This window comes from Thalassotalea sp. PP2-459 (genome assembly GCF_001913705.1).
GTDB classification, from domain to species: Bacteria; Pseudomonadota; Gammaproteobacteria; order Enterobacterales; family Alteromonadaceae; genus Thalassotalea_C; species Thalassotalea_C hakodatensis.
In genome coordinates, this window is the sequence record NZ_MKQD01000040.1 from 1 (window position 1) to 9,530 (window position 9,530).

The following is a 9,530-nucleotide window of genomic DNA, read 5'->3' on the forward strand; positions in this document are numbered from 1 at the left end:
ACACGCTCCCAAAGGGCGAGTTTAAACGCTTCATAGCCTGTGTTGTTGATTTTGAAAAGGACGCTACAAGGATGTAGCTTATTAGAGAACGCAGAGCACGTTCTCCTGAATAACCATTCTCTGCAATCAACGCCGTGCCTCTAAAGCGTTTAAACTCGCTGAATGACCGAATATTTATGCGAATTGGTATTATTAGTTATGGAGTAAATATGAAAAGTTTAATCAGTATGGTCATTATGTTGTCGGCTACACAATTAGTAAGTAGCTGTGCTACACCGCAAGAGGCTAAAAGCTATGAAGATGCTTACAGTGCCCAACAACAATGCAACGGTGAAATGGAAGTCACACACTCTATGGTGATTCATTCGAATAATGAAGAAGTCGAATCACCTACAGTTACCTCTGTATGTCAACCTTCAACCTACGAAACTCAAACTGATTTTGAAAAAGAAAATCGACGTGAAAATTATTAATAATTGAGCAGAATTATTATTTACGGAGCGAACGTTTTATTTCTGATCACAAATAATCTATCCTTGTATTCAAAGCTTTAAAACGTTTACTCTGCACTCATATCGCGAGATAATTGAGCGATTCAAGTTTTAGATTATCGGAGAATCATGTCAAACGACGACTCGCTATTTACCCACCACGAACATGCCTTGGAAAAAGAGTATGAAGTCTGCCCAGAATGTGGCAGTGAACTTGTGATAAAAAAGAGTAAAGCGGGTGCCTTTTTTGGATGTTCTTCTTATCCTAGCTGTGAGTATACAAGACCTGTACATGAACAAGAGAAAATGGAAGCACAGGTATTGCCGGGAAGTGAATGCCCAAAGTGTGGCCATGAACTTGCGGTGAAACAAGGTCGTTATGGTATGTTTATTGGTTGTAGTAATTTTCCCGAATGTCATCATATTGAGCAAGAAGAACAAGCCTCAGGCATGTCAGTGAAATGCCCATCTTGTAAGTCAGGTCAGCTTGTTGAGCGTCAAAGTCGGTTTGGAAAAACCTTTTATGCCTGTGACGGCTACCCTAAGTGTAAATTTGCTGTTAATCATGAACCTGTGGAAGGTAAGTGTATAACCTGCAGCTTCCCGTTATTATTGAAGCGTCAAATGGCTGCCGGTGAAAAGCTTCAATGCGCCCAGAAAAAGTGCAGTAAATTTCAGCCATAAAAAAAGCGAGCTGAGTGCTCGCTTCCATAAATAATCGTATAACGTATCAGCTTTGATTTTCTTGGTATTGTGCAGCAAAATGTGCAACCTCAGGAAATGCTTCTGTATCTAATAGCTGAGCAACAGTATTAAGACGCAAAGCAAGTTCTGCTTGTGTATTGCCACTGATATTTATGTGTCCCATTTTCCGGCCTGCACGCTTTTCTTTTTCGTACCAATGCATAGTAACGCTAGGAATAGCTAACACTTCAACTGGAACACTATCTTCACCAATGATATTAATCATCGCAGTAGGGCGATTCAATTCGGTATTACCTAATGGTAAACCGCAAATGGCGCGCAAATGATTTTCAAATTGACATGTATCAGTACCTTGTTGGGTCCAATGGCCTGAGTTGTGAACACGCGGGGCTATTTCATTCACTAATAATTGCTCGCCAACTTGAAAGAACTCAATCGCTAAAATACCCACATAATCAAGCTTTTCAGTAAGCTTAGTAAATACTTGATGTGCCTGTGCTTGCAACGTCTGAGAAACTGGGGCAGCTAACGACACGCTTAAAATACCATTAGTATGGTGATTCTCTGTTAGCGGATAAACGGCAATTTCACCGGTAGTGCTACGGGCCCCCACTAATGATAATTCACGTTCAAAAGGTACCATTTGCTCTGCAACAATGCCTTGTGGAACGGAAGCTTGGCTTTGTGCAATAAAGTCAGACATTTCTTGCCAAATTTGATCTGCTTGTTCAGCAGACTTTAAACGCCACTGACCTTTGCCATCGTAGCCTTCAAGTGCGCTTTTAAAGATAATTGGCAAGCTTAAAACGGTAAGTGCCTTGTCAAAATCAGCTTTATTATCAATGATCACATGTTTTGCGTTTGCTACCTGACAGTTTTCTAATAAGGCTTTTTCTAAGCGGCGATCGCCACCTATTTTAATCGCTTGGCTACTCGGAAATAATTTTCCAGAGGCTTCACATTGTGCAAGCGTATCGTGTGCTACATGTTCAAACTCAGCAGTAATAACATCAGCATTGTTAATGCCATCAGTTAAGTCTCCGTAAATAAGTTCTGCTGCTAATGGGTGCACAACCTTATTGGTACGAACATCAAATGCTTTTACATCCATGTTTAACGGTGAACCTGCAAGATCCATCATGCGTGCAAGTTGGCCAGCGCCTAATACCAAAACTTTTTTCATTAGCTTACTTTCTATTCCGCAGGGTTAGGATTACTTAATATAGTATCAGTTTGTTCTGTTCTGAATTTTTCAATATTCGCCATGATATCATTATCATGTGTTGCGATAATTTGTGCGGCTAATAATCCGGCATTTGCTGCACCTGCTGTACCGATAGCAAGTGTACCTACCGCGATACCTTTCGGCATTTGTACGATAGAAAGTAACGAGTCTTGGCCACTTAATGCTTTTGATTGCACAGGCACACCCAAAACAGGTAGTGGAGTATATGCTGCGGTCATACCGGGTAAATGTGCAGCGCCACCAGCACCTGCAATAATTACCTTAATGCCACGATCTTTTGCATTTTCAGCATATTCTGCGAGTAAGTGAGGGGTTCTATGCGCAGATACCACTTTAGTTTCATAAGGAACATTTAATGAATCTAACATCTCTGCTGCATGTTGCATTGTAGGCCAATCTGATTTTGACCCCATGATAATACCCACTTTCATGATATATCACCTTGATTTGATGGTTGCTGAAATTACGGTATCTACCGCGACTAAAAATAAGCCGCGCATTATACCTGTGTTTACAAAAATACGGAAATTTTACTAATTTGGCTATTAAAAAGAGCAATTCGTTGTTTAGGGTTTAGGTGTAAAAAAGGCGATGCGGTCTAACGTATCATTGATGACTCAATTACTTTCTTTTTTAAACAATAAAACAGCAATGAAAAATCTTTTTAAAACACCTATAATCGCCGCTATCAACTTTTTTGAGTGTGTAACAACATAATGACAACGGCAGTAGAAACCTTCCAACAAGGTGGTGTAATTGCTTACCCAACCGAAGCAGTATTTGGATTAGGTTGTGATCCAGACAATCAATCAGCGGTAGAACGAATATTGCAGATTAAAAATCGACCCGTTGAAAAAGGGTTGATTTTGTTGGCTGGAAATTACTCTCAATTATTGCCATATATTGAAGATAACGCCATTCCTCAAGATAAGCGCTTTACTGTTCTTTCGCGTTGGCCGGATGGTGTCACGCAAGTGTTGCCAGCTAAATCTTCTACGCCTAAGTATTTAACAGGTAAATTTACGAGCCTTGCGGTTAGAGTGACAAGCCAACCTGATGTTGTTGCACTTTGTCGGCAAACAGGTAAACCTGTGGTTTCAACAAGCGCAAACTTGTCGGGGCGACCACCAGCATTAACTTGGCAGGAAGTTGAGCGCACCTTAGCGAGTAGCGTAGATTACATTATTAAGGGTGATACATTAGGATTTGATAAACCGTCAACGATTATTGATGCATTAACTGGGGAAACTTTTCGTTCATGAAACAAGTTAATATTGAAACAGTCATCTCGTTTTTTAAGCAATTACAGGATGATATATGTACCCAACTAGAACAAGCAGATGGTCAGGGTAAGTTTGTAGAAGATGCATGGCAACGAGAAGAAGGCGGCGGCGGTCGTACTCGTGTATTAACAGGTGGGTCTGTCATTGAGCAAGGTGGTGTGAATTTTTCGTTAGTTTCTGGCAACAAATTACCTCCATCAGCAACGGCGCATCGTCCTGAACTAGCTGGCCGAACTTGGCAAGCATGTGGTGTTTCACTGGTCATTCACCCGAAAAACCCTTTTATCCCCACATCGCATGCAAACGTTAGGTTTTTTATTGCTGAAAAAGCAGGTGAAGAGCCAGTATGGTGGTTTGGTGGTGGGTTTGATTTAACGCCGTTTTATCCATTCTTGGACGATATAAAACATTGGCACCAAACCGCACATGATTTGTGTGCCCCCTTTGGTGAACATGTTTATCAAGAACACAAAGCGTGGTGTGATGATTATTTTTATCTCAAACATAGAAATGAAACCCGTGGTGTTGGTGGGCTATTCTTTGATGATTTAAATCAGTGGTCATTTGAACAATGTTTTTCTTATGTGAAAGCGGTGGGAAGTGGCTTTACTGATGCTTATATTCCAATTATGGAAAAACGTAAAAACACGCCTTTTCAGGATGAACATCGTCAGTTTCAATTATATAGACGTGGTCGCTATGTGGAATTCAATTTAGTGTTTGATCGCGGCACCTTGTTTGGTTTGCAGTCGGGTGGACGTACTGAATCTATTTTAATGTCAATGCCGCCACTTGCAAGGTGGGAATATAACTATCAACCAGATGAGGGGAGCGATGAAGCAATGCTCTCTAAATATTTAACAGCTAGAGAGTGGTTAACAGAGTAAAAGCATGACAGAAAAACTTAAATATGGTCACTTACAACGTTTTGGTCCAGCAATAAGAAATAGCTTTGTTGGGTTAAAAGCTGCTTATAATAATGAGATAGCGTTTCGACAAGAAGTGTACTTATTCCTGCTTTTATTTCCTGTTGCGCTTTATATTGCTGATAACTTTATTGAATTTTCGTTATTAATGTCAGCGATTATGGGCATTATGATCGCTGAGTTATTAAATTCTGCGGTAGAAGCTGCAATAGATCGCATTAGCCTTGAACATCATGAATTAAGCGGTTTAGCGAAAGACTTAGGCTCTGCTGCTGTTTTTGTCGCTATTTGTTATTTTGTATTGGTGTGGGGTTATAAAGTTTACACACTATTTTAATGTTCTATATTACTATTTGTACTTTTTAATCATTAAAGAAGTTTAGGCTTAGGTGAGCTAGCAAACGATACACAATTTCGACCGTTTTCTTTTGCACGATACAATGCTTTATCTGCCCGTTTGAACCACTTACTGGGACAATAGCCTGATTCTTGATACCCAGCTACGCCAATTGAAATGGTCACTTGCTGATTCTCTAACATTTCAGCTGACGCTATTTTGTGTCGCAATAAATGAGCGAACTTCTCTGCCGAATTCTGTGTAATACCATGAAATATAATGATAAATTCTTCGCCGCCAATGCGATAAAGTTCTGTGTTTTCTGGTAATATTGATTGAGCAATTTCTGTGATGCTGATTAACACGTTATCCCCAATATCGTGACCATAAATATCATTGATGTGTTTGAAGTTGTCAATGTCAAAAATGAGTAATACATGTTCTTCAGAATGCTTGATTGTTGTAGTTAATGTTGCTAAATCATCATTAAAAGCACGTCGGTTTTTTATGTTTGTCAATGGGTCGGTAACGGTTAAAGCAATTAGCTCCTGCTGGTGCTTGTGCCATTGATAACCAAATGCGAAAGAGCATATGCCAGTTCCTAAGTAAGTAAAAATCATGGTCATAAGTTCAAATAATGGCATTATTTCGTGCATCAAAAATGCCATCACAGCAATAGATAGAATTGTGACTCTTGCTGCGATTAATGGCGTTGTTAGATAAAAAATAAGGGGAATAGCAGGGTAAAGCCAAACTGCTTGAGGTTTACCTTTTAAGTAAACGGTAATTAATACGGCACTAAAAACAAAAATACTTAATGCTTTCTTTGCAACATCAATATGGCGTTTCTCATATACATTGATGCTAAGCAAGATAAGTAAAAGCGTAACGCTTATATCAAAGATGCCAATTATCCAATCAGCATGTATTAGACGATAGGCCCCAAAAGGCGCAAGAATAGCCGCTATAGCTAATGACAGTACTATTAACACTTGTTCTTGAACTGGGCGATTTTTTAGCATAAGCAACCCCATGTTTTTCATTAAATATAACACAGGTATTTCTGGTTGATTTTTAAACGTGAATGTTTGTGCAAAAATTCACGAGAAATAATCAATAATATTGATTTAGATCAGTATATTAGTTTGTTTGAACTGTTCCCCCTCGATTAACCCTAAAAATGTTGCGTTAAATCAATTTTTTGCTGCTGAGTAAGTCATATGATGCCGTCAAATAATTTAGGAGTTACTCTCATGAAAAAAAGTCTTATTACATTAGCGGTTTTATCTAGTTTATCTGTTGGTGCTATTGCACAAGATTATCAGGCAGGTGATCTTGTTGTACGTGGTGGCGTAACCAATGTTAACCCAAATAGCGACAAATCAGGTGTTTATGTTGATGCATTAGGCGGTAATACACCCTTGTCGCTTTCAGTAGATGACAATTCGCAATTAGGTCTAAATTTTGTTTATTTTTATGATAATAATTGGGCTATCGAAGTACTAGCTGCGACGCCGTTTACTCACGACATTACTATTCACGATCCACAAGGTATTTCGTCGGGTGTTTTTAATGTTAACGTTGATGGTGCGACGTTAGGTGAAACAACACATTTACCACCAACAATTAGTGCCATTTATTATTTTGATAGTGACACTGCTTTTAAACCATACGTTGGTGCAGGTTTGAATTATACAATTTTCTTTGATGAAGACTTTAAAAAGGCGCCGAAATCACTTGGCTTCAATGATTTATCCTTAGATAGCTCTTTTGGTTACGCAATACAAGTTGGTGCTGATTATCAGTTAGATGACAATTGGCATTTAAATGCTTCTGTTCGCTACATTGATATTGATACAGAAGCTACGTTCAACATTGGTGATGAAATAAAAGGCTCTGCGGATGTAGATGTTGATCCTGTCGTATTCTCATTATTAGTTGGTTACAAGTTTTAAGCTTTATACCAATTGAATTAAAGGTTTGATCAACTTAGCACTTCATTAGCGTGTTAAGCATAGCCACTCTATGGCTTGATTATTGTATTAACAATGTTTATTAATGTTTGAAAAGCTACTTAATGCTATAAGTGGCTTTTTTATTGGTTCACCATGTGCAATGCCAATTGCGTAAAAGATTGACGTAAATGCTTTTTTAACGAGTCATTATCAATTGTTTTATTTACGGCGTTGTTCATACACAACAACCATAACTCCGCTTGTTTTTTAGTGACAGCAACATGCATGTGCCGTTGACGTAGGCGAGGGTGACCATAAATTTCTTCATATAATGGTGGTCCGCCTAACCAGCCAGATAGGTACTGAAAGAACTTTTCTCTGATATCGTCTAGTGGTTGTTTATGAATAGCCAGTAATTCTTGCAGGTGAATATTACTTTCCATTTCGTCATAAAAGGCATTGGCTAAAGCCCTTGTACCAGCTTCTTGCCCAATAAGCATATATGGAGTATTACTAGGAGATAACATTTTGGACTTGTTTGTTTGTGATAAAAGCTTTTTAATGCCTAACAAAGTGATAACCTTCTGATAATTTTATGGACAAGTACGCTGTTTTTGGTAACCCAATTAGTCAATCTAAATCACCATTTATACATCAACAATTTGCTGAACAATCAGGCCAAGCGTTGCAGTATAACGCAATAAAACCAGAGCATGATGATTTTTGTACTGCAGTTAAACATTTTATCGCAAGCGGTGCAAAAGGTTGTAATGTTACTGCTCCCTATAAAGAGCAAGCCTATAAGCTAGCAACTACTTTGTCTCAAGGCGCTGAACTTGCTGGTGCAGTCAATACATTAACGTTCAATGAAAATGGTACAATTCTTGGAGATAATACCGACGGCCCTGGGTTAGTGGAAGACTTAAAAGCCAATAACGCCAACTTACAAGGACGCATTCTATTAATTGGAGCTGGGGGTGCCTCTCGCGGGGTGATTAAACCGTTGTTAGACTGCATGCCAGAAAAATTGGTGATTGTTAATAGAACAGAAGCTAAAGCAAAAGCATTAGCTGAACGATTTAAACCCTATGGTAATATAGAGGCGCTTTCGCAAGAATCATTATTTCTCGAAGCGGGGTTTGATATTGTCATTAATTCAACATCTGCGAGTTTATTTAATGAATTGCCATCTGTGCCGACACAAATATTTACCAATAACACCCTTGCATATGATATGGCGTATCGCAATGAACCAACTATCTTTTGTCAGTGGGCGCTTGATAATAATAGTGCAAAAGCGGTTGATGGATTAGGAATGTTAGTGGGGCAGGCTGCGGTTGCTTTTGAAATTTGGCGTCAGGTTATACCAGAAACTAAAAGCGTGTTAGCTAATTTACGAGCGGAATTAATATAAACAATGAATCAAGCCATTTTATTCAACGATGACTTAGCTTTTAACCAAGAAAAGAATGTGTGGTGCATGACTGGGTTGCAAGCAGGTGAATTGATCACGATTTATTTTCATTCTCCTAACTTGAAGCATCTAGCCAGCATTGATCAATGTACTAAATATGATCTTGAAGAGATCACCGAGCTTTGGCTAGAAAGGAATGAGCCAGAGCACGGTGAAATTCATATTTATGATATTTAAAGGTATCTTTATTCAAGGTACTCGTCTTTAGTGACAAGATAATTTAAAGCTGACTCCTTTAAAAAATTAACTTCAGCGTCTTTGAGCGGTCTTGCCTCTTTCATCGGGTTACCAACATAGAGGTAACCGGACCGTAACACTTTATTCGGTGGCACCACAGTTCCTGCGCCAATAAATACGTCATTTTCAATTTTTGCTCCATCTAAAATAATAGAGCCCATCCCAACTAGCACACGATCTCCTATAGTACAGCCGTGTAACATACATTTATGGCCAATGGTGACATCATCACCGATAATTAAAGGGTAGCCGTCTGGGTTTGATTTAGATGAACGCGTTACATGTAATACAGTACCATCTTGAACATTAGTTCTATCACCGATGGATATTTTATTTACATCACCTCTGGCTGCTACTAACGGCCAAACACTGACGTCATTTCCCATGGTTATATCACCAATTAATACGGCACTTTCATCAATATAACTATTTTTGCCAACAATAGGCATAATACCTTTATAACTTCTAAGAGGATTAGTAGACATAGATAACTCTCAACTTGTGTTTCACTAATTTATAGTAAAAGAATTGCAGTACTTAATAAAAGGGTACGTTGAAATTAGCTAAAATGCTAATAGAGATAATAAAAAGCTGTTTTCTAAGAACTTATCTAATAATTAACAATTGATTAATGTTTTACCTGATTATGGTTACTTTATACCAATAAACACGGGGTTTGTACAAAAACAAAGCAAACAAACAATTAATTGAAAATAGTTGTTGACGGCGCGGTAAAAATCCCTAAAATGCGCATCCACTTCTCGGGGACAAGCCAAGAAGGTGTTTTGATAAGTTTAGTATCACGAAAGCGGTATAAAACAACAAACCAAACATTCAAAAATAAACGAAAGTTTTTTAAGAAAAAGGTTGACATCA

The 9,530-nt window shown here is 38.5% G+C and carries 13 protein-coding genes; 8 read left to right on the forward strand and 5 right to left on the reverse strand.

Translation table 11 applies throughout. The annotated features are described in order from the left end of the window. Positions 1–209 precede the first annotated feature (209 nt). Together BI291_RS09495 and BI291_RS09500 are read left to right on the forward strand one after the other, a co-directional pair. Entirely contained in the window at positions 210–473 is a 264-nt protein-coding gene (locus BI291_RS09495; RefSeq protein WP_074498523.1) for a hypothetical protein, read from the forward strand. Between the two features lie 147 nt (positions 474–620). Continuing rightward, positions 621–1,175: a type I DNA topoisomerase gene (locus BI291_RS09500; protein ID WP_074498524.1), complete on the forward strand. Its 555-nt coding sequence runs from the start codon at positions 621–623 to the stop codon at positions 1,173–1,175. Between the two features lie 46 nt (positions 1,176–1,221). Here the strand turns inward: BI291_RS09500 and BI291_RS09505 are convergent, their stop codons facing one another. Further along, positions 1,222–2,379 (reverse strand): 5-(carboxyamino)imidazole ribonucleotide synthase, encoded by a 1,158-nt coding sequence (locus BI291_RS09505; protein WP_074498525.1) that lies wholly within the window; start codon positions 2,377–2,379, stop codon positions 1,222–1,224. A gap of 11 nt (positions 2,380–2,390) precedes the next feature. After that, positions 2,391–2,873 carry a 5-(carboxyamino)imidazole ribonucleotide mutase gene (purE, locus tag BI291_RS09510; RefSeq protein WP_074498526.1) on the reverse strand — a complete coding sequence of 161 codons (483 nt, stop codon included), beginning with the start codon at positions 2,871–2,873 and terminating at the stop codon, positions 2,391–2,393. A 285-nt stretch (positions 2,874–3,158) separates the two neighbouring features. Here purE and BI291_RS09515 point away from each other — a divergent pair, with 285 nt between their 5' ends. From BI291_RS09515 to BI291_RS09525, 3 genes are read left to right on the forward strand one after another with little or no spacing between them, the layout of a single operon-like run. Next, a complete protein-coding gene (locus tag BI291_RS09515) occupies positions 3,159–3,704 on the forward strand; it encodes an L-threonylcarbamoyladenylate synthase (RefSeq protein ID WP_074498527.1) in 546 nt (181 codons plus the stop codon). Next, complete coding sequence (gene hemF / locus BI291_RS09520; protein ID WP_074498528.1) at positions 3,701–4,612, forward strand: oxygen-dependent coproporphyrinogen oxidase; 912 nt, start codon at positions 3,701–3,703, stop codon at positions 4,610–4,612. Before BI291_RS09515 ends, hemF begins: the two co-directional genes overlap by 4 nt. A gap of 4 nt (positions 4,613–4,616) precedes the next feature. Continuing rightward, positions 4,617–4,988, forward strand: a complete 372-nt coding sequence (locus BI291_RS09525; protein WP_074498529.1) for a diacylglycerol kinase — start codon at positions 4,617–4,619, stop codon at positions 4,986–4,988. 32 nt (positions 4,989–5,020) lie between these two features. On the opposite strand, the gene BI291_RS09530 is transcribed toward BI291_RS09525, so the two are convergent. After that, entirely contained in the window at positions 5,021–6,010 is a 990-nt protein-coding gene (locus BI291_RS09530) for a sensor domain-containing diguanylate cyclase (protein WP_175573107.1), read from the reverse strand. A gap of 231 nt (positions 6,011–6,241) precedes the next feature. Here BI291_RS09530 and BI291_RS09535 point away from each other — a divergent pair, with 231 nt between their 5' ends. Next, positions 6,242–6,943, forward strand: a complete 702-nt coding sequence (locus BI291_RS09535; protein ID WP_074498531.1) for an OmpW family protein — start codon at positions 6,242–6,244, stop codon at positions 6,941–6,943. A gap of 140 nt (positions 6,944–7,083) precedes the next feature. Here the strand turns inward: BI291_RS09535 and BI291_RS09540 are convergent, their stop codons facing one another. Beyond that, on the reverse strand, positions 7,084–7,470 hold the full coding sequence (locus BI291_RS09540; protein WP_074498535.1) for a group II truncated hemoglobin: 387 nt from the start codon (positions 7,468–7,470) through the stop codon (positions 7,084–7,086). Between the two features lie 68 nt (positions 7,471–7,538). Here BI291_RS09540 and aroE point away from each other — a divergent pair, with 68 nt between their 5' ends. After that, positions 7,539–8,357 (forward strand): shikimate dehydrogenase, encoded by an 819-nt coding sequence (aroE, locus tag BI291_RS09545; RefSeq protein ID WP_074498532.1) that lies wholly within the window; start codon positions 7,539–7,541, stop codon positions 8,355–8,357. A gap of 3 nt (positions 8,358–8,360) precedes the next feature. Then, positions 8,361–8,594: a hypothetical protein gene (locus BI291_RS09550; protein ID WP_074498533.1), complete on the forward strand. Its 234-nt coding sequence runs from the start codon at positions 8,361–8,363 to the stop codon at positions 8,592–8,594. Between the two features lie 8 nt (positions 8,595–8,602). Here BI291_RS09550 and BI291_RS09555 read toward each other — a convergent pair whose 3' ends face one another. Beyond that, positions 8,603–9,139, reverse strand: a complete 537-nt coding sequence (locus BI291_RS09555; RefSeq protein ID WP_074498534.1) for a gamma carbonic anhydrase family protein — start codon at positions 9,137–9,139, stop codon at positions 8,603–8,605. Positions 9,140–9,530 lie beyond the last annotated feature (391 nt).